This window comes from Micromonospora sp. WMMC241, assembly GCF_027460165.1.
Lineage (GTDB): Bacteria > Actinomycetota > Actinomycetes > Mycobacteriales > Micromonosporaceae > Micromonospora > Micromonospora humi.
Genome location: NZ_JAPZBF010000001.1, coordinates 6,373,793 through 6,398,513, shown reverse-complemented (window position 1 = coordinate 6,398,513; position 24,721 = coordinate 6,373,793). Strand labels below are relative to the sequence as shown.

22 protein-coding genes are annotated in these 24,721 nt (G+C 73.4%); 11 read left to right on the top strand and 11 right to left on the bottom strand.

Going from position 1 to position 24,721, the window contains the following annotated elements:
* Positions 1-50 precede the first annotated feature (50 nt).
* The 4 genes from O7598_RS29160 (at position 51) to O7598_RS29145 (ending at position 2,815) form a co-directional block, all read left to right on the top strand.
* Positions 51-878 carry a hypothetical protein gene (locus O7598_RS29160; protein ID WP_269694391.1) on the top strand — a complete coding sequence of 276 codons (828 nt, stop codon included), beginning with the start codon at positions 51-53 and terminating at the stop codon, positions 876-878.
* Positions 875-1,684, top strand: coding sequence for an SDR family NAD(P)-dependent oxidoreductase (locus O7598_RS29155; RefSeq protein ID WP_269694390.1), 810 nt, complete (start codon positions 875-877; stop codon positions 1,682-1,684). Before O7598_RS29160 ends, O7598_RS29155 begins: the two co-directional genes overlap by 4 nt.
* Before the next feature lie 156 nt (positions 1,685-1,840).
* Positions 1,841-2,380 carry an orotate phosphoribosyltransferase gene (gene pyrE, locus O7598_RS29150; RefSeq protein ID WP_091062149.1) on the top strand — a complete coding sequence of 180 codons (540 nt, stop codon included), beginning with the start codon at positions 1,841-1,843 and terminating at the stop codon, positions 2,378-2,380.
* Between the two features lie 57 nt (positions 2,381-2,437).
* Positions 2,438-2,815, top strand: coding sequence for an ArsR/SmtB family transcription factor (locus O7598_RS29145; protein ID WP_007073957.1), 378 nt, complete (start codon positions 2,438-2,440; stop codon positions 2,813-2,815).
* A 212-nt stretch (positions 2,816-3,027) separates the two neighbouring features.
* Here O7598_RS29145 and O7598_RS29140 read toward each other — a convergent pair whose 3' ends face one another.
* The 5 genes from O7598_RS29140 to O7598_RS29120 all read right to left on the bottom strand — a co-directional run bounded on the left by O7598_RS29140 (position 3,028) and on the right by O7598_RS29120 (position 9,904).
* Positions 3,028-3,810 carry a DedA family protein gene (locus tag O7598_RS29140; protein ID WP_269695022.1) on the bottom strand — a complete coding sequence of 261 codons (783 nt, stop codon included), beginning with the start codon at positions 3,808-3,810 and terminating at the stop codon, positions 3,028-3,030.
* Between the two features lie 79 nt (positions 3,811-3,889).
* A complete protein-coding gene (locus O7598_RS29135; protein ID WP_269694389.1) occupies positions 3,890-6,406 on the bottom strand; it encodes a polynucleotide kinase-phosphatase in 2,517 nt (838 codons plus the stop codon).
* Positions 6,403-7,851 carry a 3' terminal RNA ribose 2'-O-methyltransferase Hen1 gene (locus tag O7598_RS29130; RefSeq protein ID WP_269694388.1) on the bottom strand — a complete coding sequence of 483 codons (1,449 nt, stop codon included), beginning with the start codon at positions 7,849-7,851 and terminating at the stop codon, positions 6,403-6,405. The genes O7598_RS29135 and O7598_RS29130 overlap by 4 nt, the downstream gene beginning before the upstream one ends.
* Positions 7,852-8,017: 166 nt before the next feature.
* Positions 8,018-9,574, bottom strand: a complete 1,557-nt coding sequence (locus tag O7598_RS29125) for an LPXTG cell wall anchor domain-containing protein (RefSeq protein ID WP_269694387.1) — start codon at positions 9,572-9,574, stop codon at positions 8,018-8,020.
* A 120-nt stretch (positions 9,575-9,694) separates the two neighbouring features.
* The gene (locus O7598_RS29120) at positions 9,695-9,904 is read right to left on the bottom strand and encodes a hypothetical protein (RefSeq protein WP_269694386.1); all 210 of its coding nucleotides are present in this window, start codon (positions 9,902-9,904) and stop codon (positions 9,695-9,697) included.
* Positions 9,905-10,038: 134 nt separating this feature from the next.
* Here O7598_RS29120 and O7598_RS29115 point away from each other — a divergent pair, with 134 nt between their 5' ends.
* Both O7598_RS29115 and fbaA read left to right on the top strand, forming a co-directional pair.
* The gene (locus O7598_RS29115) at positions 10,039-10,422 is read left to right on the top strand and encodes a phage holin family protein (RefSeq protein ID WP_269694385.1); all 384 of its coding nucleotides are present in this window, start codon (positions 10,039-10,041) and stop codon (positions 10,420-10,422) included.
* Positions 10,423-10,554: 132 nt separating this feature from the next.
* Complete coding sequence (fbaA, locus tag O7598_RS29110) at positions 10,555-11,577, top strand: class II fructose-bisphosphate aldolase (RefSeq protein ID WP_269694384.1); 1,023 nt, start codon at positions 10,555-10,557, stop codon at positions 11,575-11,577.
* A 92-nt stretch (positions 11,578-11,669) separates the two neighbouring features.
* Here the strand turns inward: fbaA and O7598_RS29105 are convergent, their stop codons facing one another.
* Positions 11,670-12,881 (bottom strand): LOG family protein, encoded by a 1,212-nt coding sequence (locus O7598_RS29105; RefSeq protein WP_269694383.1) that lies wholly within the window; start codon positions 12,879-12,881, stop codon positions 11,670-11,672.
* A gap of 261 nt (positions 12,882-13,142) precedes the next feature.
* Here O7598_RS29105 and O7598_RS29100 point away from each other — a divergent pair, with 261 nt between their 5' ends.
* Entirely contained in the window at positions 13,143-13,571 is a 429-nt protein-coding gene (locus O7598_RS29100; protein ID WP_269694382.1) for a DUF3151 domain-containing protein, read from the top strand.
* A gap of 51 nt (positions 13,572-13,622) precedes the next feature.
* Here O7598_RS29100 and O7598_RS29095 read toward each other — a convergent pair whose 3' ends face one another.
* Positions 13,623-15,710, bottom strand: coding sequence for a chromosome partitioning protein (locus tag O7598_RS29095; RefSeq protein ID WP_442929903.1), 2,088 nt, complete (start codon positions 15,708-15,710; stop codon positions 13,623-13,625).
* 79 nt (positions 15,711-15,789) lie between these two features.
* The gene (locus O7598_RS29090; protein ID WP_269694380.1) at positions 15,790-16,788 is read right to left on the bottom strand and encodes a hypothetical protein; all 999 of its coding nucleotides are present in this window, start codon (positions 16,786-16,788) and stop codon (positions 15,790-15,792) included.
* Positions 16,789-16,910: 122 nt separating this feature from the next.
* Between O7598_RS29090 and O7598_RS29085 the strand changes: the two genes are divergently transcribed.
* From O7598_RS29085 to purD, 3 genes are all read left to right on the top strand, one after another.
* The gene (locus tag O7598_RS29085) at positions 16,911-18,200 is read left to right on the top strand and encodes an adenylosuccinate synthase (RefSeq protein ID WP_269694379.1); all 1,290 of its coding nucleotides are present in this window, start codon (positions 16,911-16,913) and stop codon (positions 18,198-18,200) included.
* Between the two features lie 86 nt (positions 18,201-18,286).
* On the top strand, positions 18,287-19,333 hold the full coding sequence (locus tag O7598_RS29080; RefSeq protein WP_269694378.1) for a type IV toxin-antitoxin system AbiEi family antitoxin domain-containing protein: 1,047 nt from the start codon (positions 18,287-18,289) through the stop codon (positions 19,331-19,333).
* Between the two features lie 38 nt (positions 19,334-19,371).
* Positions 19,372-20,619, top strand: coding sequence for a phosphoribosylamine--glycine ligase (gene purD, locus O7598_RS29075; protein WP_269694377.1), 1,248 nt, complete (start codon positions 19,372-19,374; stop codon positions 20,617-20,619).
* Between the two features lie 13 nt (positions 20,620-20,632).
* On the opposite strand, the gene O7598_RS29070 is transcribed toward purD, so the two are convergent.
* The 3 genes from O7598_RS29070 to O7598_RS29060 form a co-directional block, all read right to left on the bottom strand.
* Complete coding sequence (locus O7598_RS29070) at positions 20,633-22,198, bottom strand: AMP-binding protein (protein WP_269694376.1); 1,566 nt, start codon at positions 22,196-22,198, stop codon at positions 20,633-20,635.
* A gap of 143 nt (positions 22,199-22,341) precedes the next feature.
* Positions 22,342-23,556, bottom strand: a complete 1,215-nt coding sequence (locus tag O7598_RS29065; RefSeq protein ID WP_269694375.1) for an acyl-CoA dehydrogenase family protein — start codon at positions 23,554-23,556, stop codon at positions 22,342-22,344.
* A gap of 2 nt (positions 23,557-23,558) precedes the next feature.
* Positions 23,559-24,011, bottom strand: coding sequence for an SCP2 sterol-binding domain-containing protein (locus tag O7598_RS29060; RefSeq protein ID WP_269694374.1), 453 nt, complete (start codon positions 24,009-24,011; stop codon positions 23,559-23,561).
* A 67-nt stretch (positions 24,012-24,078) separates the two neighbouring features.
* Between O7598_RS29060 and O7598_RS29055 the strand changes: the two genes are divergently transcribed.
* Positions 24,079-24,717: a TetR/AcrR family transcriptional regulator gene (locus O7598_RS29055; protein ID WP_269694373.1), complete on the top strand. Its 639-nt coding sequence runs from the start codon at positions 24,079-24,081 to the stop codon at positions 24,715-24,717.
* The last annotated feature ends 4 nt before the right edge of the window (positions 24,718-24,721 follow it).

Genomic DNA, 24,721 nt, shown 5'->3' with positions numbered 1-24,721 from the left:
ACGATCCCTCCGAGTAGGTTGCTTGCCAACGCCTACCGGAGGGATCCGTCGTGTCGTACCCCGATCGGGCCGCGCCCCGCCGGCCGGCCACGGTCGTCGCGGCGGTGGCGGTGCTGCTGCTGATGGCGGTCGGCGCCGTGGCGTACGCGGCGACGAACCTGGCGGTGGCCGGCGGCACCGTCGAGAGATTCCGGGCCGCCGCGGCGGAAACCGACGCGGGCGGCGGCGACGTCGACCGGGTGGCCGGCCTGCTGCGCGGTTCGACAGTGCTGGCCGCCGTGCTCGGCGTGCTGGCGGCGGCGCTGCTGGTCGGGCTCGCGCTCGGTCTGTTCGCGGGTCGCCCCGGCGCGCGGGTGGCCACCTGGGTGGTCGCCGGGCTGGGCCTGCTCTGCGGCTGCTGCGGGCTCGCGGTGCTGGTCGGGCAGCGGGCCGCCCCGCTGCGGCTCGGCGCCGACGACCGGGTCACCGCCGACCTGCTGGGGCTGGTCGGCGACGCGTACCCGGCGTGGTGGATCCCGGTGAACGCGGCGCTGTCGGTGGCGCAGATCCTCGGCTACCTGGTGGTGGCCGCACTGCTCACGCTGCCCTCGGCCAACGCCTTCCTGCACCGCCACACGGCCGCGGCGGGTCGGCCGCCCGGTCCGCCGACCGGCTACGGCACGACCGCGTCCGGCGCTCCCGTGGCCGGGCCGACGCCCTGGGGCCCGCCGTCCGGCCTGCCCGCGCCGTCGGCGTCACCCTCGTCCGCGCCGCCGGTCTCGTCCGGCCCGGCGCCCGGGCCCACTCCACCCACTCCGTCGTCCGGTCCGGTGCCGCCCCCGTCCGTCCCGCCCGCGCCACCGGCCGGGCCGCCGTCACCCCCGGAGGACCGCGCATGACCGGCGCATCCCAGCCCGCCCGCCGCTGCGCCGTGGTCACCGGCGCCAGTCTGGGCATCGGCGAGGCGTTCGCGCGCCGGCTCGCCGCCGACGGCTGGGACCTGGTGCTGGTGGCCCGGGACTACGCCCGGCTCGACGCCCTGGCGACCGAGCTGACCGGGCGGCACGGCGGCGAGGTGCGGACGATCCCGGCCGATCTGTCCACGGACGACGGTTGCGCCGTGGTGGAGCGCCGGTTGATCGGCGGGCCGCCGGTGCATCTCCTGGTGAACAACGCCGGGATCAGCCTCAACACCCCGTTCGTGCGGTCGGCCGTTCCGGACGAGTCCCGGCTGGTGCGGCTCAACGTGCTGGCGGTGCTCCGACTGACCCACGCGGCGCTCGGTCCGATGATCGAACGGGGCGAAGGGGCAGTGATTAATGTCTCTTCGGTTGCGAGTTTCGGCGTCCCCATGCCGGGATCGACCTATTCGGCCAGCAAGGCGTGGGTGACGAATTTCAGTGAATCGATCGGCCAGTCGGTGGCGCCGCTCGGTGTGCGGGTGATGGCCCTCTGCCCCGGCTACACCCGCACCGGCAATCACGAGCGCGCCGGCATCGACATGTCGCGCCTGCCGGCCTGGGCCTGGCTGCGGGCCGACGAGGTGGTCGACGAAGGCCTGCTTGACCTGCGCAAAGGCAAGCTGGTGAGCGTTCCGGACTGGAAGTACAAGGTGGCCGTGGCCGGGCTTCGGCACGCGCCGAAGCGGCTGCTGCGGCGCTTCACGCGGGACACCCGGGGTCGGGTCGACCGGGCCCGCGACTGACCGGACACGGTGCGGGCGGCCGGCTCCGGGCGGCGGTGGACCGGGATGGACGGTCGCACAGCGTAGCCGGGCATCGCCACTCATCGGTCGCCCGCCGGGTGGACCGCGGTGGACCCCACGGACGGCGCACAGACTCGCGAAGTACGCTCTGTTGCCATGGGGGACCACGACGACCTGCGTAAATTCATCACTGACCTGGCCGTGGTCCACGGTCGGGTCGTGCTCTCATCGGGCCGCGAGGCGGACTGGTACGTCGATCTGCGTCGCGTCACGCTCCATCACCAGGCCGCCCCGCTGATCGGCCGGGTGATGCGCGACCTCACCGCGGACTGGGCGTACGACGCGGTCGGCGGGCTGACCCTCGGCGCCGACCCGGTGGCCGTCGCGATGCTGCACGCCTCGGCCGGCACGGAACGTCCGCTGGACGCCTTCGTGGTCCGCAAGGAGGGCAAGGCGCACGGCCTCCAGCGTCGCATCGAGGGGCCGGACGTGGCCGGGCGTCGCGTCCTGGCGGTGGAGGACACCTCGACGACGGGCGGAAGTGTGTTGACCGCCATCGAGGCGTTGCGTGCGGCCGGGGCGGAAGTCGTGGGTGTTGCGGTTATTGTTGATCGAGGTGCCGGCGACGCGGTGCGAGCCGCCGGATTGCCTTATCGGGCGGCCTATACGTTGGCTGACCTTGGCCTTGTGGCCTAAAAGTTTGCCGATTCGGATCTGCTGATATGCAGGCGGATCGATGCTGCTGGTGGAAGGATGGAATACGTGGGAACTGCGTTGGCTGAAATGACCATGCCTCAGATCTCGCCGCTTGCCGGCGAGCCGATCGAACGCGCCGATGCCGAGCGGCTGGCGGGGGTCCTCAAGGCCCTCGCCGACCCCGCCCGGCTGCGGCTGCTCAGCCTGATCCAGTCGGCTCCCGAGGGGGAGGCGTGCGTGTGTGACCTCACCGCGCCGCTCGGCCTCTCGCAGCCGACGGTCAGCCACCACCTGCGTATCCTCACCGAGGCCGGCTTGCTGGAGCGGGAGAAGCGCGGGGTCTGGGCGTACTACCGGCTGGTGCCGACCGCGATCGCGACGATCGCGGATCTGCTCACCCCGCCGCGGAAGCGGGCCACCAAGAAGGCTCGCTGACATCCCGGCTCGTCCGTGGACGGGCCGGCCGGGTCGAGGTCCCGACGCGATGACACGCGCGTCGGATCCGACGGACGTCCCGTCGGCGTGATCGGTGGCGTGCCAGGGGTGGCGCCATCAGTCACACGTCGACGTCCACGGTGCCTCGGTTCGACAGGTCATGCGCGAAGGCCGGCCCCCGCCCGGGAGCCGGCCTTCGGTGTCCCTGCCGGTCAGCGGCGGTGCTGACCGCCGTGCCCGTGCGGGTGGTCGTCGCCGTCGAGGGCGTCGCGGGCCGCGTCCACCGCACCGGCGGCGGTCGCCGCGGCGATCACCGCGACCGCCTCGCCGCGCTTGCGCGCCTTCCGGTCGCGGAGGAACTCGAAGAAGATCGGCAGCACCGAGATCAGGATGATCAGCGCGACCACCGGCAGGATGTACCGGTCGATCTTGTCGCCGATGGCGTCGTAGATCTGGCGGGCCAGCAGGTAGCCGATCAGCAGGATGCCGTCCACCCAGAGGACCGCGCCGACCACGTTCCACACGAAGAACTGCCGGGCCGGCATGCCGAGCACCCCGGCCACCGGGTTCAGGAACGTCCGCACGATCGGGATGAACCGAGCCAGCACCACGGCCTTGGCCGGGCCGAACTTCTGGAAGTAGTACTCCGCCTTCGCCACGTACTCCCGCTTGAACAGGCGGGAGTTGGGCTTGTCGAACATGCGCCGGCCGTAGCGCGCGCCGAGCCAGTGCCCGAGCTGGGCGCCGGCGATCGCGCAAATCGGGCCGCCGATCATCAGCCCGGCCAGCGAGAGCCGGGTGCCGTCACCGAAGATGGCGTCGGCCACCGGGGACGCGGCCACCCCGGCCAGGAAGAGCAGCGAGTCGCCGGGGAAGAAGAAGCCGACGAGCAGACCGGTCTCGGCGAACAGGATCGCCCAGACGCCGATCATCCCGAAGGTGTGGATGAGGTCCTTCGGGTCGAGCGGATTCAACGCCATGTTCTCGGAGATCATCCGGGTCTTCTCAGCTGTGTCCACGGCCACAAAGGGTACCCGGGCCCGGTCCGGCCGCGCGGCGGACCGGGCCACCTCCTCACAGCCGCGGGTCGACCGGTTCCGACTCGCAGGCGAGGATCGCGAAGACCAGCTCGTGCCGACGCCAGAGCGGGGCGTCCTCGGCCAACGCGTCCAGCGCGGCCAGACCCAGGCCGTGCTCACGCAGGGCCAACCCGCGCTTACGGCCCAGCGAACGCCGGCGCAGCGCGGCGAGCTGCGCCGGCTCGGTGTAGCCGGGACCGTAGATGATCCGCAGGTACTCCCGGCCCCGGCACTTGATCCCCGGCTGGAGCAGCGCACCCTTCGGCGAGCGCGCGGCCAGGCCCGCGTACGGCTTGACCACCATGCCCTCGCCGCCGGAGGCGGTCAGCGCCAGCCACCAGTCGGTCGCGGCCGCCACCGCCGCCTCGTCGGCCAGCTCCACCACCAGCCGCCGGGTCGGCGTGAAGAACTCCGGGTCGGCGGCGCGGAGCCGGTCCGCCAGCGCCAGGTGCCAGCCGTGGTCGCGGTCCGCGTAACTCACCCCGGCCCCGGCCAGCACCGCGAACGGCGCCAGCGTCACCCCGCGCAGCCCGTCGGTCGGCCCGACGTACGCCCGGTACGCCGCCGAGTACGCCGTCACCTCGGCCGCCCGATCGACCATCCGGGCCCGCAGCCCGTCCACCGGCAGCCCTCGCCCGGCAGCGGCGTCCACGGTGGCCAGCACCGCCGGCAGCGCCGCCCGGCCGGCCGCGCCGACCCCGGCGTACTGCTCGCGGATCAGCCCGCCGGCCTTCGCCGACCAGGGCAGCAGCTCCGCGTCGAGCAGCAGCCAGTCGGTGTCCAACTCGGCCCAGAGGCCGGCGGTGGTGACCGCCGCGCGGACCCGGGCCAGCAGCTCCTCGTCCAGCGGTGGACCGAAGAACGGCCGACCGGTACGGGTGTGCACGACACCACCGCCGAACCGGCCCGGCTCCCGCTCCACCAGCACCACGGCCCGCGAGCCCATGTGCTTCTCCTCGCAGACCACCCGGTCCACACCGGCCGCGCGGTAGTCGGCGAACGCCTCCGCCGGGTGCTCCAGGAACCCCTCCACGCTCGACGTCGAGCAGGGCGCCATCGTCGGCGGCAGCCACACCAGCCGGCCCGGGTCGACCGCGAACCGGCTCATCACCTCGAGCGCGGCGGCGGCGTTCTCGGCCGGCACGGTCAGCGACCCGTACGCGTGGGTCAGGTGCCGGCGACCGGTCACGTCGGCCAGGTCCAGCACGGTGTCCGGCCGCGTCGGCGTCGGCGGGACCAGCGGGCGGGCCGGCGCGTACCACTCCCGCTCGGCCGGCACCGCCACCAGTTCCTTCTCCGGGTAGCGCAGCGCGGTCAGCTTGCCGCCGAACACGCAGCCGGTGTCCAGGCAGATGGTGTTGTTGACCCACTCCGGCTCCGGCGTCGGCGTGTGCCCGTACACGACCATGGCCGAGCCCCGGTAGTCGCGCGCCCACGGGTAGCGCACCGGCAGGCCGTACTCGTCGGTCTCGCCGGTCGTCTCGCCGTACAGCGCGAACGACCGCACCCGGCCGGACGCCCGGCCGTGGTAGGCCTCCTTGAGCCCGGCGTGCGCCACCACCAGCCGGCCGCCGTCCAGCACGTAGTGGCTGACCAGGCCGTCGATGAACGTCTCCGCCTCGGCGACGAACTCCGCCGGCTCCGCGGCGAGCTGCGCCATCGTCTCGGCCAGGCCGTGGGTGAGCCGCACGTCCCGGCCGCGCAGCTTCCGCAGCAGCTTCTGCTCGTGGTTGCCCGGCACGCAGATCGCGTGGCCGGCCGCCACCATGCCCATCACCAGGCGGAGCACCCCGGGCGAGTCCGGGCCGCGGTCCACCAGGTCACCGACGAAGACCGCGGTACGCCCGGCGGGGTGCGTCGCGTCCACCGGGCGGCCGGCGTCGTCGCGGCGCAGCGCGTAACCGAGCCGGGACAGCAGCGCCTCCAGCTCGCTGCGGCAGCCGTGCACGTCACCCACCACGTCGAACGGGCCGGTCAGTTCCCGCCGGTCGTTGAACAGCCGTTCGTAGCGCACCTCGGCGGCGTCGATCTCCTCCACCCCGCGCAGCACGTGCACCTTGCGGAAGCCCTCCCGGGCCAGCCGCCCGTACGACTGCCGCAGGTCGCGCCGCATCCGGGTGAGCACCGGCCGGCCGTGCGTGCGGTCGGCGCGCGCCTCGGTGCGTTCCCACGCCACCGCCTCCGGCACGTCCAGCACGATCGCCACCGGCAGCACGTCGTGTTCCCGGGCCACCCGGATCAGCCCGGCCCGGGCGTGCGGCTGGAGGTTGGTCGCGTCCACCACGGTCAGTCGGCCCCGCCGCAGCCGGATGCCGGCCACGTGGTGCAGCGCGTCGAACGCGTCGGCGGACGCGGACTGGTCGTTCTCGTCGTCGGCGACCAGGCCGCGGAACATGTCCGACGACAGCACCTGGCTCGGCGCGAAGTGCCGGCGGGCGAACGTCGACTTGCCGGCGCCGGAGACGCCGACCAGCGCCACCAACGCCAGCTCGGGAATGTCCAGGACGGTCATCGGTCCGTCTCCTCCTTCCGGTCGTCGCGGGTGAACACCGCCATCTGGGTCGGGGTGCCCACCTCCGGGTCGTCGTCGCCGACACCGGTGATCGTGGCGGTGTAGCCGTGCGCCGCCGCCACCCGCTCCACCCAGGCGACGAACTCCGTCCGGGTCCACTCGAAACGGTGGTCGGTGTGCCGGAACCGGCCCGGCCCGAGCCCCTCGTAGCGGACGTTGTACTCCACGTTCGGGGTGGTCACCACCACCGTGCCGGGCCGGGCGTGGCCGAACACCGCGTCCTGGAGCGCCGGTAGCCGGGGCGGGTCCAGGTGCTCGACCACCTCCATCAGCACCGCCGCGTCATAGCCGCGCAGTCGGTCGTCCCGGTAGGTCAGCGCCGACTGGCGCAGCCGGATCCGCTCCCGCTGCCGCTCCGGCAGCCGGTCCAGCCGCAGCCGCCGGGCCGCCACGGCGAGCGACCGGTCGGCCACGTCGACGCCCACCACCTCGGTGAACCGCCGGTCGGCCACCAGCGCGGTGAGCAGCGCCCCGCCGCCGCAACCCAGGTCCAGCACCCGGCTCGCGCCACTGTCCCGCAGGGCGCCGAGCACCGCCTCGCGCCGGAGCACGGCCAGCGAGGCCCGGTGCTTCTCCGGGGTCCCGGCGCCGTCGGCGGCCGGTTCGACGCTGTCGTCGGCGGGCGGCTCGTCGGCCAGGCGCAGCTCGGTCAGGCGGGCCAGCGCCACGCCGGCCAGCGCCCGGCGGTGCGCCAGGTAGCGGCGGATGATCAGGCCCCGCTCCGGGTGACCGGCCAGCCAGCCGGAGCCGGCCCGCAGCAGCTTGTCCACCTCGTCCGGCGCGACCCAGTAGTGCTTGGCGTCGTCCAGCACCGGCAGCAGCACGTACAGGTGGTTGAGGGCGTCGGCGAGCCGCAGCGAGCCGGTGAGCGTCAGGTCCACGTAGCGGCTGTCACCCCACTCCGGGTACGCCTCGTCGAGCGGGATCGGGGTGGCCGTCACGGTCCAGCCGAGCGGTGCGAACACCCGTACCGCCAGGTCGGCGCCGCCGCGGCAACGCAGCACCGGCACCCGCACGGTGAGCGGGATCGCGGTGGCGGCCAGCTCGGGCCGGTCCCGGGACTCGCCGCGCAGCGCCGAGCGGAACACCTTGGCCAGCGCGGAGGAGAGCAGGCTGGAGGCCGCGTACGCGCGGTCGTTGACGTACTGCCCGAGGGTGAAGCCCTCCGGCGTGGTCGCCTGCCGGCGACCCCGGCCACCACCCAGCTTGAGCGGGTCCACCTCGACCAGCAGCGCCGCCGTGCACCGCGCCTCGTCCGCCTCGGGATAGAACACGTGCGCGGTGCCGGTGGGAAGGTCGAAGCTCTGCACGCGGTCCGGGTGCTTGACGAGGAGGTGGCCGAGGTCGGTGGCGGGGTGGTGGGTCGTGGTGAGGGTCAGCAGCACTCGGTTGATGTTCCTTGCTCTTGGCTGGTCTGTCGTGGGGGTTTCTTCGCGGGCTCCCCCGGAAACCTGTCGTGCTTGCGCTTCCACCGCCCGTGCTGCTTCTGGGGCTGGGTAGCCAGGTGCCCCGCCGACCGCTGGTCGACGGGGCACCTGGCTCGGTCGGGGGTCAGGCGACGAAGTGGGTCCTGCGGCGGCGGGAGACCACGTAGCCGGCGGCGCCGCCGGCGAGCAGCAGCGCGCCGATGCCGGCGATCAGGCCGGTGGAGGAACCGGTGATCGGCAGCGTGCCGCCGCCACCCTGGCCGCCCTCCGCGGCGCCGACGACCAGCGCGGCGGTGTCGTTCTTCGGGTTCAGGTCGGCGACCTGGCCCTTGTCGCCGAGGTCGAAGTGACGCAGCTCCACCTTGCCCGGCGCGCCGCCCGCCTCGACGATCTTCAGGCCGAAGGCGAAGACCGCCGCGTCACCCTTGTGCAGCACGTCGTACCACTCGCAGGAGTAGACGCGCGCGCCCGGCTCGCCGTAGCCCCCGGTCGGCTCCTCGAGGGTGCCCGGCGAGCACCCCTCGGGGGCCTTGACGACCTTCGCGCCGGCCGGAACGGTCACCTGGGCGATGGTGACGACCTCACCCGGCGTGAAGGTGTTGGCCATGGCCGGGCCGTTGTTCACGAAGCCGACCTCGGCGGTGACGGTGCGTCCGGGCGTACCCGGCAGTTCGGCGCCGGTGGCGGCGAGATCGGCCCGCTGGTTGCCGGTCACGTCGACCTCGACGGACGTGACGTTGTTGGTCGGGTCGTTGTCGGTCTGCCGCAGCGACCTGGCCTGCGCCGACGGGGCCGGCACCAGCGTGAGCGCGGACCCGCTGCCCGGCTGCCAGCCGTCCGGCGGCAGGACGTCCGCGGCGAACTCCTCGAAGTCGGCCCCGGTGAACCAGAAGGCCGAACCGTACTGGCGGCTCGGCGCCCAAGCGTCACCGGCGATCTTCAGGGCCGAGGAGCTGTCGACCTGCCGGGCCGCACCCGCCGGGATGTCGTCGTCGAAGCGGCACACGGTCAGCGTCGAGCCGAAGTCGACGACCGACGAGCAGTTGCGGTAGCTCGTGGTCGGCGTGAGCGTCGGCATGGTGGCCAGCAGCAGCACCGTCCCGTGCACGTCACGGTCGCCGATGTTCGCCACGCCGAGCGAGGTCCGGACCGTGGCGCCCGGGGCGCCGGTCAGGCCGAGCCGCTCCGGCGCCCGAAGGTCCACGCCCTCGCCGATCTCCACGGTCGACCGCGTGCTGACCGCCTTGCCGCCCTTGGGCGCCAGGCTCAGCAGCAGGTCGCCCTTGGCGCCCTCCGCGGCCTCGTCCTTCGCCTTGACGGTCAGGTCGAGCACGTAGTCGATGACGTCGGCGCCCTTGAGCTGGCAGGTGAGGACGCCCGCGGTGTCCGCGCACCCGGGCATCCGGTCGGTCAGGGTGACGTCGGCGAAGGCGTCGACCGCGCGGTGGTCGACGGTGACGGTGACGTCCTTCGGCAGCGCCTCGGTGAAGGCGTAGAGGGTGACCGCCTTGGCCGGACCGCCCGGCGCGACGATCGCGCCGTTGGCGTAGAGCAGCAGGTCGTCCGCGGGCGGCTCGGGGAGCGCGGGCGGGGCGGCGAGCGCGGGAGTGGCGGAGGCGGCGACGAACGCGCCTACGACGCCCAACCCGGCGAACCAACGCCGGGTGGAGTTGCTGAGCATGCGGGGGTCCTCCCGTGGGGGTGATCAGGTGGAGCCCGTGGATCTTAAAGATTCCTTAAGTCACCTGCTGTCCCGCATACCGAACATTGACCGAACGGTTGATCGACTTCGCCGGGCCGGTCAGCGGTAGTCGTCCTCGTCGGCGGTGACCACCCGGGCCTGCTCCATGGCGTCCCAGTCGTCGACCTCCAGGCCCCGGTGCGGCTCCCCGTCGACGTCGTCGCTGACCGGTGCGGCCTGCTCGACCGCGTCGGCCGGCTCCGCCTCGGGATCCCGCTCCTCCGGAGCGAGGTGGTCGCTCGGGGTGAAGTCCTCGTCGGGCTGACCCATCGTCCCTCCCTGCGTCTCGTGCGGGCGTCTTTCCCCACCGTACGGGCTGGTCCGGGCCACCGCTCGGAGCCGGGCGAACGGCCGAGTCGGCGATTGTCCCTCCCCGGGCGCGCGGCCGGTGCCAGGATGGTGGCGTGGGCTTCCTGATCCGGCTGGCGATCACCGCGGTCGCACTGTGGATCGCGACGCTGATCGTGCCCGGGGTGGAGGTGACCGGCCGCAACGGTGGCAACACGGTGTTCACCCTGATCGTGGTGGCGCTCGTCTTCGGTGTGGTCAACGCGGTGCTCAAGCCGCTCATCAAGGTGTTCGGCTGCGTGTTCTACCTGCTCACGCTCGGCCTGTTCGCGCTCGTGGTGAACGCCCTGCTGTTCCTGCTGACCGACTGGATCGCCGGCGTGCTGCGACTGCCGTTCCACGTCGACGGCTTCTGGGCCGCCTTCTGGGGCGCCATCGTGGTGTCGGTGGTGAGCTGGCTGATCAGCGTCGCCGTGCCGGACCGGCTGGAGGAGCGGTGAGCGGTGTCCGGGTCGGTTGTGCCCCGCGTTCGCTCCTACGGGATACTTCCCGCGGTGGACAGCGCGGTCCGGCGCACCCGAGGAAAGACGGCGGCCTGCACGGCCGAGAGCGGTAAGTAAGGAGCGTTCGACATGCCCATCGCTTCCCCCGAGGCTTACGCGGAGATGCTGGACCGGGCCAAGGCCGGCCGGTACGCGTACCCCGCGATCAACGTGACCTCCTCCCAGACGCTGAACGCGGCGCTCAAGGGCTTCGCCGACGCGGAGAGCGACGGCATCATCCAGGTCTCCACCGGCGGCGCGGAATACCTGTCCGGCCCGTCGGTCAAGGACATGGTGACCGGCGCGTCGGCGTTCGCCGCGTACGCGCACGAGGTGGCCAAGAACTACCCGGTGACCGTCGCGCTGCACACCGACCACTGCCCGAAGGACAAGCTGGACAAGTTCGTCCGGCCGCTGATGGCCATCTCCCAGGAGCGGGTCAAGAACGGCCAGGAGCCGCTGTTCCAGTCGCACATGTGGGACGGCTCGGCCGTGCCGGTGGCGGAGAACCTTCAGATCGCCGAGCAGCTCCTCGCCGAGGCCGCCAAGGGCAAGATCGTCCTCGAGATCGAGGTCGGCGTCGTCGGTGGCGAGGAGGACGGCGTCGAGAACGCCATCAACGACAAGCTCTACACCACCGTCGACGACGGTCTGGCCATGGTCGAGGCGCTCGGCCTGGGCGAGAAGGGCCGCTACATGGCGGCGCTGACCTTCGGCAACGTGCACGGCGTCTACAAGCCGGGCAACGTCAAGCTCCGCCCGGAGGTGCTCAAGCAGATCCAGGACGCGGTCGGTGCCAAGTACGGCAAGGAGAAGCCGCTCAGCCTGGTCTTCCACGGCGGCTCCGGCTCGCTGCTGGAGGAGATCCGGGAGGCGCTCGACTACGGCGTGGTGAAGATGAACATCGACACCGACACGCAGTACGCCTTCACCCGCCCGGTCGCGGACCACATGCTGCGCAACTACGACGGCGTGCTGAAGGTCGACGGCGAGGTCGGCAACAAGAAGCAGTACGACCCGCGGGCGTGGGGCAAGCTGGCCGAGGCCGGCCTGGCCGCCCGCGTGGTCGAGGCCTGCGAGCACCTGCGCTCCACCGGCACCCGGATGAAGTAACCCGCTTCGCGGGTAAGGAGGGGCCCCTGTTAACGCGGCAGTTAACAGGGGGCCCCTCCTCTACCGGAGGCGTTAAGAGGGGGCCCCTCCTTTCACCGCACCAGGAGGGCGACCGCCTCGCGGACGTCGTCGGTGAGGTGGATCGTGCGGGACAGGTCGCCGAACGGGGAGCCGGCGAAGAGCGGCCGCAGCAGCGACTCCACCGGCAGCTCGGTGGTCCAGAACGCCCGGTCCAGGAAGACGTACGCGCCACTGGCACCGTCGGTGCCGTAGAACGTCTTCGTCGCCGCCTGGAACACCTCCTGCACGGTGCCGGCCCGGCCGGGCGCGAACACGATCCCGCCCCGGGCCAGCCGCAGGATGGTGTCCTCCCGGATGGCGTTGGAGAAGTACTTCGCAATCCGGCCGGCGAACAGGTTCGCCGGTTCGTGGCCGTACAGCCAGGTGGGGATGGCCAGGCCGCCGGAGCGGGCCCACTCGGTGCCCGGCGCCGCCGGGCGGGGCGTGGGCAGCGACGGGCCGTCCGCGTACCGCTTGCGCACCGCCAGCGCAGCCGCCGTGTAGCGGTCGTGGTCGGTGAAGTCCGGCGCGGCGGCCAGCACGTCGATCGCGGCGGACAGCTCCTCGGCCGGCCAGGCCGCGAGGAAGGCGCCGAGGTTCGCCGCCTCCATCACGCCCGGGCCGCCGCCGGTCACCACCAGGCGGTCGGCCCGCGCCAGCTCCCAACCCAGCACGGCCGCCATCCGGTACGCGGCGCTGCCGCGCGCCACCGCGTGCCCACCCATCACGCCCACCACGGACTGCGGCCCGTGCGCGGCCAGCCACGAGCGGGTGGCGTCGGCCAGCGCGTTGTCCACACCGTGGTCGTGCAGCCGCTGACCGAGCGCCTCGCGGACGTCGGGCAGCGCGCCGCCGTGCGCCCGGAAGTGCGCGTACACCCGGGTGTCGTACATCTCGGTGAACCCGCCCTCGGCGAAGCCGGCGGCCAGGTCGTCGGCGGTGTAGAGGTGGGACGGCTGGGTCGGGTAGGGCAGCCCGGAGAACGGCGGGACGACGTTGGCGCCCCGGAGGACCAGGTCCGCGCCCACCTCGCGGCCGGCGAACCGGCAGCCCACGAAGAGGGTGCCGGCGACGTCGACGTCGCGCAGGTCGGGGACCGGGTCCAGGTCGAGGCGGAGGCCCTGCACGGTCACGCCGGCGAGGGTCCCCTCGGTCAGCCGCCGGTCGAACTCGACACGGGTCTCGACTTCGTTGACGTGCGGGGCGTGCGGCTCGATGACGTCCGCGGGTGGTGGGGTCGGCACCGGACCATCCTGCCCCGACCCGGCAACCTCGCAAACCCGGGCGGTACGGACAGGAGCCCGGCGGGCACGCCGCCGGGCTCCTGCGTAACCGGTTCCTGGGGAGGCTCCGGATCTGTAGTTGTAGTGCAATTTCCATGCCGGCGGCATGGGCCGCGGGTACGTCTGGTCCCACCGCAGGCGTGACGAAACCCTCAGCCGTTCAGCCGACGGGCCGGCCCGACCCCCTCGCGCGGCCGGGGGCGAAGCGGGTTGAATGGGGCGATGCAGAACCTGTTGCCTGAGCCACCGGCCACCCTGCTCCCCGTCTCCGAGGAGGCCGACGCCGCGCTCGCCGCCGCGGCCGAGCAGGGCACCGAGGACGCGTACGCCGAGGTCGCGGCCCGCTTCCCGACCTACAGCGCGGCCTGGGGGGCGCTGGCCGGCCGCGCGCTCACCGCGGGTGAGGTCGTCCCGGCCTACGCCTACGCCCGCACCGGTTACCACCGGGGCCTGGACCAGCTGCGCCGCAGCGGCTGGAAGGGGCACGGCCCGGTGCCCTGGTCGCACGCGCCCAACCAGGGCTTCCTCCGCTGCCTCTACGTGCTCTCCCGGGCTGCCGGCGAGATCGGCGAGGCGGACGAGGCGGCCCGCTGCGCCCAGTTCCTCCGCGACTGCGACCCGGCCGCCGGGGACGCGCTGGCCAGCGACTGACCCGTCCGACGACGGCCGGCCCCACCACCGGGCCGGCCGTCGTGCCGTCTCCTACAGCCCTTCCGCCACCGACGCGGCGATCTTCAACCAGGCGTCGCGGGTGGCGGTGGAGAGCTGGCCGTAGCGCAGCGGCTCGCCGGTGTCGATGAGCCGCTCGTACGGCGCCAGCAGCACCGCCCGGGTGCGGGCGGCGAAGTGGGCCTGGATGGCCGGCAGGTCGATCTCCTTGCGGGACGGCGGCATCGAGACCACGGTGACCGCCTGCCGGACCAGCCGCTGCCGGCCGCTCTGCTCCAGGTGGTCGAGCATCCGGGCGGCGGTCTCGGCCGAGTCGTTCCGCGCCGACATGGTGACCACGAGCTGGTCCGTCGCGTCCATGGCGGCCTGCCAGTTCTGCGCCCGGACGTTGTTCCCGGTGTCCACGAAGATCAGCTTGTAGAAGCGGCTGACCACCTCGCGGATCTCCGCGAACGCGGCGGCGGTCAGCATCTCGCCGCCGGTCGCCGACTCGTCCGAGGCGAGCACGTCGAACATGCCCTCGCCCTGCGAGCGGACGTACTGCGACAGGTCGCCGACCCGACCGTGGGCACCCTGGAACTGGCCCAGATCGCGCAGCATGTCGCGCACCGTGCGGGCGTGGAAGTCCTGCTGGGCGCGCATCCCGAGGGTGCCCTGCGTCTCGTTGTTGTCCCAGGCCAGCACGTACCCGCCGCGCTTCTGACCGAACGTCATGGCGAGCAGCAGGATGGCCACCGTCTTGCCGGCCCCGCCCTTGGGGTTGACCACTGTCACCTGGCGCAGTCCGCCGAAGTTGCGGCGGACCATCTCGATGTCGCGCTTCAGCTCCTGCTCGTGGCGGCCGGGCGCGAGCCGGACCAGCCCTGTCCGGTTGACCACCGCGCGGACGCCCATGGTGGCCACCGGGTCGACCGGGCGGGCCTGCCGCCGGCGGGCGAAGTCCTCGGCGGTCGGGGGCACCGCCTGCTGGGGCGTCCACCCCGGCTCCGGGTACACCCCGGGCGGCAGGGGGTGCGGCGGCGCCTGCGGGCCGGACGCCTGCGAGGGCTGCGCCGGCCCGCCGGGCTGGGGCGGCGCGCTCTCCTGCCCGGGCCCGGCGTGCGGGATCGGCCCAGCCTGCTGCGCCGGCCCGGCGTGCGGGATCGGCGCGGGCTGCTGCGCCGGCCCGCCCGCCTGGGGCGCCTCGGTCTGCGGGGGCCACCCGGGTGGGTACCAGCCCGGCTGGCCGGTCTGGCCGGGTTGCTGCGGGTAGGGGACCGGCGGGTAGGCGGTTCCGTTGCCGTACGGCGGCGGCTGCTGCATCGGCACCCCCGGCGACGGCGGGAACGGACCGAGTCGGGGCGGCGCGTCCTCGGCGGGCCCGTCCGGCCCCGCCGGCTGATGCGGGCCGGCGACCCGCGCCGTGCCGATGGACGTCGGGCCGTCGACCGTGGTCAGGCCCTGGACCGGCGTCGGGGCGTCGAGCGGTGTCGGAGCGACGGCCGGTGTCGGCGCGTCGGCCGGTGTCGGCCCGACGGGGGCGGGGCCGGCGGACGGTCCGGCGCCGAGCCCGACAGGGCCGCCGACGGCCGGCTGGCCCGGCGCGTGGGGATGAACCGGCGCGCCGAGGGCGGGCGCCGGGACGGGACCCGCCGAGCCGGCGGCATCAGGAGTGGTGCGCTGCGGCGGCTGCGCCCACGGCGATGCGGCCCGCCCGTTGGCCGGGGCGTCACCGCCGCCGGCCGCCGGTGCCGAGGTGATGGGACCGCCCTCGTGGGCGGCGGGTGGGTCGTTCGTGGCCCCCGGACCCGGCGTGGTCGCCACCGGGACGCTGCCGGACGCCGCCGGCCCGGGTGCCGGCCCGAACTGCGACGGTCGGGCGCCGGCGTGCGGCGGTGCCGGGCTGGCCTGTGGCGGCACCGGGCTGGCCTGCGGCGACGGAGCCGGGGTGAGCTGCGGCGCCGGCACGGGGGCGTCGGCGGGCGGGAGAGGCCAGGGCGGTGCGGCCGGCTGGGCCGGAGCCGCCCACGGCGGCGCGGCCACCACCCCGTCGATCTCCTCGGGCGGCCAGAGCGGCTCGACGTCCCGCTCCGGCACCTGCGATCGGCCCGGCACGGGGGTTCGGTCGTCGTTCTCATGCACCACGCGGTTCCTCCCCATCCCTCCCGCCGAGGATAGGCGGTCCGGCCAGCCGGGCGAGCCGGGTGCGGATCGATCGAGGTCAGCCCGTCCAGACCGCCCAGGCTCCCGGCTCGGTCCACCAGGACCGCTTCCGGCTCAGCTCACCCTCGACACCGTCGTCGAGGAACGGCACCTTCTCGTCGCGGGGCACCACCGCCACCGCCCGGCCCCGGGCCCGGCGCACCTCGAGCCGGACCCTCTTCCGGCCCAACGCGGATCGGGTGACCACGGGCACGGCCACGCCCACCGCCAGTCGGCCGTCGGCCGGATCCGGGTCGGCCAGCAGGGCCACCTCGCCGAGGTGCGCGTACCCGCCGGCGTTGCCGATCGCGCAGGCGCTGATCGGCTCGCTGCCGTCGCTGAGCACCGTGCCGTCGACCTCGACCCGGGCCCGCCAGTGCAGCGGCCGGCCGGCGTCGTCCGCCGCGCCGAGCAACGCGCCGTCCAGCGTCACCGAGCCGCCGTCGTTGCGCAGCAGGTCGAGTCGGCGGGGCGTACCGTCCAGCACCGCAGCGGCCACCGCCGCCGGGTCACGCGGCAGCCCGAGCTGCGCGGCGAGGTCCCGCGCCGTCGGAGTCCGGGCCGGATCCAACGGGAGTACGCCGACCGGCGGCAGGTCGGGCAGCGTCCGGTCCTCGGCCAGGTCGGCCGGGCGGCGGCTGGGCGGCGGAGCGTACCGCCGGACCAGCCGGCGCAGCACGGCGCGCAACTGGCCGTCACTGGCCGTGGCGACGACCAGCCGGGTCTTGCCGTCGGAGTCCGGCCAGGCGAGACCGTCGGCGCGGGGCGGCCCGTCCAGGCGGGCCAGCACCTCGTCGATCTCCGCGTCCGACCGGGCGGTCACCGTGGTCACCCGGGCGCCCCGGGCGGTCAGTGCGTCCGCGCAGGCCAGCACCGGTACGCGCGGCGTCTCGCAGCGTTCGGCGTCGGGCGCGGCGGCGGTGTCGTCCGCGCCACCGCAGCAGGCTCCGCCACTGCCGCAGGCCCCACCGGGAGCGTCCCGCCCCGAGCCGAGGGTGAGCAGCACCACGTCGTACACGAAGGAGCCTCCTGCTTCTCGACGAACCCCTGCCGGTCCCGCCGTCACTACTTGTTAGCCTGACACCCCGGGCTCGCCGACCGGTCGCCACCTGGCACCCGAGCCTTCTGGAGGCGGAGAAGATGCCAGCGATCGTGCTCCTCGGCGCCCAATGGGGCGACGAGGGCAAGGGCAAGGTTACCGACCTGCTGGGTGAGCGGGTCGACTACGTCGTGCGCTACTCCGGCGGCAACAACGCCGGTCACACGGTGATCACCCCGGACGGCCAGAAGTACGCGTTGCACCTGATGCCGTCCGGCGCGCTCTCCCCGAGCGCGATGATCGTCATCGGCAACGGCGTGGTGGTCGACCCGAAGGTGCTGCTGCAGGAGATCGACGGTCTCGCCGAGCGGGGCGTGGACGTCTCCCGGCTGCGCATCTCCGGCGACGCGCACCTGATCATGCCGCACCACCGGGGGATCGACCGGGTGGTCGAGCGCTACCTGGGCAGCTCCCGGATCGGCACCACCGGGCGGGGCATCGGCCCCGCCTACGGCGACAAGGTCGCCCGGATGGGCATCCGGCTGCAGGACCTGCTCGACCCGGGCATCCTGCGCAAGAAGCTGGAACTGGCGCTGCGCGAGAAGAACCAGCTGCTGTTCAAGATCTACAACCGCAAGGCGATCGACGTCGACGAGACCGTCGAGGAATACCTCCAGTACGCCGAGCGGCTGCGGCCGTACATCGCGGAGACCCGGGTGATGCTCTGGGACGCGCTGGACCGCGGTGAGACCGTGCTGCTGGAGGGCGCCCAGGCCACCATGCTCGACATGGACCACGGCACCTATCCGTTCGTCACCTCGTCGAACCCGACGGCCGGTGGCGCGTGCGTGGGCGCGGGCATCCCACCGACCGCGATCACCAAGGTCATCGCGGTGAGCAAGGCGTACACCACCCGCGTGGGCGCGGGCCCGTTCCCCACCGAGCTGTTCGACGACAACGGCCGCCACCTGGTCAAGATCGGCCACGAGTACGGCACCACCACCGGCCGGGAGCGCCGCGCCGGCTGGTTCGACGCCGTCGTGGCCCGCTACGCGTGTCGCCTGAACGGTGTGACCGACCTGGTCGTCACGAAGCTGGACGTGTTGACCGGCCTGCCCAAGGTGCCGATCTGCGTCGGTTACGAGATCAACGGTGAGCGTTTCGACGACATGCCGATGACGCAGACCGACTTCCACCACGCCACGCCGATCTACGAAGAGCTGGACGGCTGGTGGGAGGACATCACCAAGGCGAGGACCGAGCAGGAACTCCCCGAGAACGCGAGACGCTACATCGCAAGGATCGAGGAGCTCACCAACACCCGAGTGAGCGTGGTCGGAGTAGGCCCAGGCCGAGACGAAAACGTCCTCCGCCACCCCCTCCTCCCCTAACCCCCACCCCCCCCGGGCCCCCCGGCCCTCCTGGGTTGATCATGAAGTTATTGCCCTGACACGCCGATTCAGGTGACAACAACTTCATGATCACCGGGGAGGTCGGCGGGGGAGGGGGCAGCGGGCTGTCCACAGGGTTGTCCACAGGGGTGGTTTGGGGTGGGCGGGGCGGCGACTGTGGGTACGTGGATGTGTCGGAGAGAGTGCGGCGGGTGGCGGCCGGACAGGACGGGATGGTCACCCTCGCGCAGGCGCGGGCTGCCGGCCTCAACGTGCACGAGGTCCAGCGGCTGTGTCGGGCCGGACGCTGGCGGGTCCTGGCGCGAAGCGGCTACCTGGTCGACGCGGATGCGTACGAGGTCGTGCCGCGACGGGCTCGGATCCGTGCCGCGCTCGCATCCTTCGGGCCGGGCGCGGTTGCCGTGCTCGGCACCGCTGCGGAGTTGCAACTGATCAGCGGGCTCCCGAGTGGAGGACCGGTCCACCTGTCGGTGCCGGGCCCTCGGGCCCGGCCGGCCAGAAGATCCCATCCCGATGTGGTGGTGCACCAGTTCGTCATCCCGTCCGGGCAGCTCCGGCGGGTGGCCGGGGTCATGACGACGAGCCCGCTGCGTACGATCGCCGATCTGGTGCTGCGCGAGGAGCGCTTCACGTCGGTCTCGCTGCTGGACTCGGCACTCAACCGGCGGCTGCTCTCGTCGAGCGACCTGGAACGGCTTCCGATTCTGCTCCGGGGGCGACGTGGAGCCGTGGCCGCGCGGCGGTTCCTCGCCGAGGCGAACGGCCTGGCCCAGTCGCCGTTGGAAACGCGTACCCGCCTGCGCTGCGTCGACGGTGGCGTTCCCCCCGATGCCCTGCAGGTCGAGGTGCGCGACTCCGACGGGTACCTGTTGGGAATCGGAGACCTCGGCTGGCGCGCTGCCCGGGTCATCGCCGAGGCGGACGGGCGGCAGGCGCACAGCGGACCGGCCGCGCTCCTGGCCGACCGGCGTCGTCAGAACCGACTGGTGAACGCCGGTTGGAAGGTGCTCCGCTTCACCTGGGCGGACACGATCCGCCCCGACTACATCCCGTGGGTCGTGCGGCAGGCCGTCGCCAACGGGCGACCACCATCCGGTCGCTCGGCTCCTTGATCCGCTGCGGGGGCGTGGGGTCGGTAGGATGCTCGGTCGTGCGGGTTCTTCTTGTGGGTGGTGGCGGGCGGGAGCATGCTCTCGCGCTCGGACTGGTCGCCGATCCGTCGGTGGAGGCGCTGGTCGCGGCTCCGGGCAACCCGGGGATCGCCGAGGTGGCCTCGCTGCGGGAGGTGACCGCGACCGATCCGGCCGCGGTGGCCGCGCTCGCCGTCGAGGTCGCGGCGGACCTGGTGATCGTCGGCCCCGAGGCGCCGCTGGTCGCGGGCGTCGCCGACGCGGTACGCGCCAAGGGCATCGCGGTCTTCGGCCCCGGTGCGGAGGCGGCCCGGCTGGAGGGCTCGAAGACGTTTGCGAAGGACGTGATGACCGCCGCCGGCGTGCCGACTGCGCGCGCGTACACCTGCACCGACGCGGCGGCCGTGGCGCGGGCGCTCGACGAGTTCGGCGCGCCCTACGTGGTGAAGGACGACGGGCTCGCCGCCGGCAAGGGCGTGGTGGTCACCGACGACCGGGCAGCCGCCGAGCGGCACGCGGCCGAGTGCGGCCGGGTGGTGATCGAGGAGTACCTGTCCGGACCCGAGGTCTCGCTCTTCGTGGTCACCGACGGTGAGGCGGCCCTGCCGCTGCTGCCCGCGCAGGACTTCAAGCGGGTCGGCGACGGCGACGCCGGGCCGAACACCGGCGGCATGGGGGCCTACTCGCCGCTGCCGTGGGCGCCACCGACCCTGGTCGACGACGTGATGCGCGACGTGGTGCACCCGACGCTTGCCGAGCTGCGTCGCCGGGGCACCCCGTTCGTCGGCCTGCTCTACGTGGGCCTGGCGATGACCCCGGCCGGCCCGCGGGTGATCGAGTTCAACGCGCGCTTCGGCGACCCGGAGACCCAGGTGGTGCTGGCGCTGCTGGAGACGCCGCTGGGCGGGCTGTTGCACGCCGCCGCCACCGGCTCGCTGGGCGCGCACCCGCCGCTGCGCTGGCGCGACGGCGCGGCGGTCACCGTCGTGGTCGCGGCCGAGGGTTATCCGCAGGGTCCGCGTACCGGTGATGTGATCACCGGCGCGGACCGCGCCGGGATCATCCACGCCGGCACCCGCCGGGACGCCGATGGCACGTTGCGCTCCGCGGGCGGCCGGGTCCTCTGCGGTACGGCGACCGGCGCGGACCTGGCCGCCGCGCGCGACGCCGCCTACCAGCTGGTACGCGGCATCGAGCTGGCCGGCGCCCACCACCGCACCGACATCGCGGCGGCGGCGGTCGACGGTCGGGTCACCATCCCCGGCTGACCGTCGCCGGCGGTCAGCCGAAGTAGCGGCGCAGCTCCCGGCCGAGCACCTTGCCGGTGGCGTTGCGGGGCAGGTACTTGACGAGGACCACGTCCCGGGGCACCGAGAAGCGGGCCAGGTAGCGCCGGACGTACTCGCGGACCGCCTCCGGGTCGAGCGTCTCGCCGGGGCGCAGCGCCAGGAACGCGGCCAGCCGCTGCCCGTACTCCGGGTCCGGCACGCCGATCACCGCCACCTCACGGACCTGCGGCAGCCGGGCGATCAGATCCTCCACCTCGGAGGGGAAGACGTTCTCCCCACCCGAGACGATCATGTCGTCGGCGCGTCCGTCGACGAAGAGCAGGCCGTCGGCGTTCAGCCGGCCGAGGTCGCCGGTGTCCAGCAGGCCGTCGCGGCTCTCCCGGCCGGCGCCCGAGGTGTAGCCCTCGAAGAGCATCTCGTTGCCGACGAAGATCCGCCCGACCTGGCCGGTGCGGACCGGCTGGCCGGCCTCGTCCACGATCTCCAGCCGGGTGCCGTGCGGTGGCCGGCCGGCCGTGGTGGGCGCGGCGCGCAGCTCGGCCGGGCCGGCGATGGACGCCCAGGAGACCTCCGTCGAGCCGTAGAGGTTGTAGAGCACGTCGCCGTAACGGTCCATGAACGCCGTGGCCAGGTTGCCCGGCAGGGCGGAGCCGCTGACCGCGGCGACCTTGAGCGGCGGCCGGGGCTGCGGCGGCGCGACCTCCATGAGCCGTTGCAGCATCACCGGTACGGCGAAGAGCGCGTCGCAGGGCTGCTCGGCCAGCGCGGCCACGGTGGCGGCCGGGTCGAAGCGGCGGTGCAGCACCACCGTGGCGCGCAGCGCGAACGAGACCTGGAGGGCGGCGTACCCCCAGGTGTGGAAGACGGGCGCGGCGATCATCACGACGTCGTGCACGTGCAGCGGGATCCGGTCGATGATGGACACCAGCGGACCGAAGCCGTGCGGGGTGGGGCGGCGGGCGCCCTTGGGGGTGCCGGTGGTGCCGGAGGTCAGCACGATGGTCCGGCCGTCGCGCTCCGGCGGTTGGAGCTTGTCGCCCGGCACGGCGCCGGCGATCAGCTCCTCCTGCCGCCGCTCGTCGACGCGGTGCAGCTCGGCCGGGAGGCCGAGGACCCGGTCGGCGAACTCGGCGTCGTGCACCAGCGCCCGTAGCCCCTGTTCCTCGGCGACGGTGACCAGCTGCGCGGCGGAGAGACCGGTGTTGACGAGGACGGCGTCCGCGCCGAGCAGCATCGACGCGACGATCGCCTCGATCAGGCCGTGGTGGTTGCGGCAGAGCAGCCCGACCCGGTCGCCGGCCTGCACGCCGAGGCCGGCGCGCAGGGAGCGGGCCAGCCGCTCGGACCGGTCCAGCAGTTGCTGGTAGGTGAACGTGGCGCCGTGCTCGTCCACGACGGCGACGCGGCCCGGATCCCGGGCGGCGGCCTGGCGCAGTTCCCCGGCGAGGCTCCAGCCCCACCGGCGCAGCGCGTTGAGCTGCGAGGCGACCCGGATCGGGCGGCCCGGGGTGAGCAGACCGCGTCGGGTCAGCGTGGCGACGATGAACGGCAGGTCCAAGGCGCAACCTCCTTCGCGTTCGTGGTCTCCCGATCATGCCTCCGGCCCGTCCGGCCGATGCGGCCGGACGGGCCGGAGGGGCCCGACCCGCGACGATGCGCCCGGCACGGCGCGGTCCGTCGCGGGTCGGGGTCCGGCGGCGATCAGCGGATCTGCATCCCGGAGATGGCCCGGGAGATGACCAGCCGCTGGATCTCGGAGGTGCCCTCGAAGATGGTGTAGATCTTGGCGTCCCGGTACCACCGCTCGACCGGGTGGTCGCGCAGGAACCCGGCCCCGCCGAGGAGCTGGACCGCCCGGTCGGTCACCGAGACGGCCACCTCGCCGGCCTTGAGCTTGGACATCGAGCCCTCACCGGCGGTGAACGGCCGGTTGTTGCGGCCCATCCAGGAGGCCCGCCAGACCAGCAGCCGGGCGGCGTCGATCTCCATCTTCATGTCGGCGAGCGCGAACGCGACCGCCTGGTTGGCGATGATCGGCCGCCCGAACTGCACCCGGCTCTTGGCGTAGTCGAGCGCGTACTCGTAGGCCGCGCGGGCCACGCCGAGCGCCTGCGCGCCGACGGTCGGGCGGGACAGCTCGAACGTGCGCATCGCCGCCTGGCCGGAGGCGCGCTGGCCGGCGCGCGCCCGGGCGAGCCGTTCGTCGAGGGCGTCCTTGCCCCCGAGCAGGCAGCGGCCCGGCACCCGGACGTCGTCGAGGAAGACGTCGGCGGTGTGCGAGGCGCGCAGCCCGAGCTTGCGCAGCTTGCGAGTGGCGTTGAGGCCGGGCGTGCCCGGCGGTACGACGAACGCGGCCTGTCCGCGTGAGCCCAGCTCCGGCTCGATCGAGGCGGTGACCACGTGCACCCCGGCGATGCCACCGTTGGTGGCGTACGCCTTCTGGCCGTTGAGCACCCACTCGTCGGTGGCCTGGTCGTAGACGGCGCGGGTCCGCATCGACCCGACGTCGGAGCCGGCCTCCGGCTCGCTGGTGCAGAACGCGGCGACGGCTGGCTTGTCGACGTCGCCGAAGCACTGCGGCACCCACTCGACGAGCTGGTCGGGGGTGCCGGCGCCGTAGATCCCGGCGACCGCGAGGGCGGTGCCGAAGATGCTCAGGCCGATGCCGGCGTCACCCCAGAAGAGTTCCTCGCTGGCGATCGGCAGCGAGAGGCCGGTGGGGTCGGCCCAGCAGGTGGCGAGGAACTCGAACCCGTACAGGCCGACCTTGGCCGCCTCCTGGATGACCGGCCAGGGAGTCTCCTCCCGGGCGTCCCACTCGGCCGCGGCCGGGCGCACGACTTCGGCCGCGAAGCCGTGCACCCAGTCGCGAAGGTCCCGCTGCTCCTCGTTCAGGTCGAGCGAGAACTCGGCCATGGTCAGGCCTTGGGGATGTCGAACAGGTTGGCGATGTTGGCGGCCAGGCCCAGGTCGCCCTTGGCCTTCAGCTTGCCGGTCATGAACATCATCACCGGGTTGGCGCCGCCGGAGACGATCTTCAGGAACTCGACCGGGCCCATGGTGAGGCTGAGCTTCGGGTCCCGGGTCGGGGTCTCCGAGACGGTGCAGGTGCCGTTCTCGACGACGATCTCGTAGGTGTCGGTGCCGCCGTCCGGACGGCCGGTGATGTTCCAGTGGATGACCGCGTTGGTGGAGCCGGCGCGGTCGGCGCGGAACAGCGTGGGCATCCGGTTGAAGACCTCGCTGAGGATCTTGCCGCGCGCCTCGCCGGACATGATCTCGGCGATCTTGTCGTCCGGCGTGGACTTGACCAGCTGCGCGAACTCCTTCGGGCCGACGTTGGCGAAGTTGGCCGGGTCGAAGTCAGTCATGGGGGATGCACCTCTCGACTTGGTTACTCTGGCGTAACCCTACGCACGAGTAGGTATGCTCGCAAGGGTGTCCAGCCCACCGACCTTCAAGCGTCTGCCCCGGGCCGTACGCGAGCAGCAGATGCTCGACGCGGCGGTCAAGGTCTTCTCCCGGCGCGGCTTCCACGCGGCCAGCATGGACGAGATCGCCGACGACGCCGGCATCTCCAAGCCGATGGTCTACGCCTACCTCGGCACCAAGGAAGAACTCTTCGTCGCCTGCCTGCACCGCGAGGGCACCCGGATGATGGAGGCCATCGCCGGGGCCGCCGCCCCCGAACTGCCCGCCGACGAGCGGCTCTGGCGCGGGCTGCGCGCGTTCTTCGGCTTCGTCGGCGCGCACCGGGACGGCTGGGCGGTTCTCTACCGGCAGGCGCGCGGATCCCAGCCGTTCGCCGCCGAACTGGCCACCATGCGCGGCCGGCTGGTCGAGGTGGTCGCCGGGATGCTCGACCACGCGCTACGCGCCTCCGGGCGTGAGGTCGGTGCCACCGACCTGGAGGTGGTGTCGTACGCGCTGGTCGGCGCCACCGAGTCGCTCGCCGACTGGCTGGCCGACCACCCCGAGGCGGACGCGGAGAAGACCGCCACCCGGATGATGAACGTCGCGTGGCTCGGTGCCGACCAGCTCCTGCGCGGCGTCACCTGGCGCCCGGGTGCGGTGTAAGGAG